Origin of the sequence: Psychrobacter sp., from assembly GCF_041554015.1 — a bacterium.
In the GTDB taxonomy this organism is placed as follows: domain Bacteria; phylum Pseudomonadota; class Gammaproteobacteria; order Pseudomonadales; family Moraxellaceae; genus Psychrobacter.
The window spans coordinates 1-1022 of record NZ_JBFFMS010000095.1 but is presented as its reverse complement, the minus strand read 5'-3'; the positions used below and the strand labels follow the sequence as shown (position 1 = coordinate 1022).

Sequence of the window (1022 nt, the reverse complement as noted above, 5' to 3'; positions counted from 1 at the left end):
TGTAGAGAATATGTTCGCGAGACTGAAGCATTTCCGCAGCATAGCCACTCGCTATGAGAAGTTGGCTCGTAACTTTAAGTCAATGCTTTACTTGGCCTGCACTATCATTCATTGCAAGATGAATTGAGGACACACCCTAGTAAAAAAGACCGCTACTATTAGCGGTCTTTTTTTGGCTTAGTTACTGTTTTAGTAGCTGTTTTAGTCATTATTTTAGTCACTAATTATGGTAAGTAGCCTTTGATAGGGCTGATATCAGCTGGCAAATCAGTTTCACCTAATGCCTCTAACAAGTTGACTTCAATCGTGCGCGATAAAGCGGTTAATGGCAGCTGATTGTCCGCCAAGCCAAATGGTGATTCTAACTCTTCACTTAGCGCATCCAGTCCAAAAAAAGTATAGGCAATCACGCCGCAGATGAAGGGTGTTGCCCAGCCCAAAGAAGATACCAAACCAAATGGCAGCATAAAGCAATAAAGATAAGTCGTACGATGTACAAGCAGAGTATAAGCAAATGGCAGCGGCGTATTATGAATACGCTCACACGCCGCCAGCACCACCGTCATAGAGTTTAGGCGCTCATCCATATTTTGCACCATCTGCTCTGATAGCAGGTGCTGCTGCCGACAGTATCCAAGCTCTTTACCCATCAAGCGCATCAGATAATCAGGCAGATTTTTTGCCTGCCGCATCTTGCTATGATGTAGCGGTTCAACAAAACGCTCGATATCCTCCCAAGGCGATGACTCTCGCAGTCGATGACGCACCGCATGAGTAAAAGCAATACTCAGATGAATTAGGCGACGCTGGGTGTCTTGCCCTACCGGATTGCCTTCATCAATATAAGAGAGCGCTTGACGGCACAGGCTGCGCGCATCATAAACCAACTGCCCCCATAGCCCCCTTGCTTCCCACCACCTTTGATAGCTGGCATTATTACGAAAGCCCAAAAACAACGACAAGGCTATCCCAAGTAAGGTAAAAGGCGCGACGCTATAAGAAGAAAAAGAGCTTGGAAAGCC

At 46.1% G+C, this 1022-nt stretch carries 1 protein-coding gene and 1 pseudogene; one reads left to right on the top strand and one right to left on the bottom strand.

The features are described from left to right. Positions 1 to 127 (top strand): annotated as a pseudogene (locus ABYU67_RS12225) (IS5/IS1182 family transposase); the annotation flags it as partial. A gap of 97 nt (positions 128 to 224) precedes the next feature. Here the strand turns inward: ABYU67_RS12225 and ABYU67_RS12220 are convergent. Continuing rightward, on the bottom strand, positions 225 to 1022 hold a 798-nt coding region (locus tag ABYU67_RS12220), incomplete at its 5' end, for a bestrophin family protein (protein ID WP_372845588.1).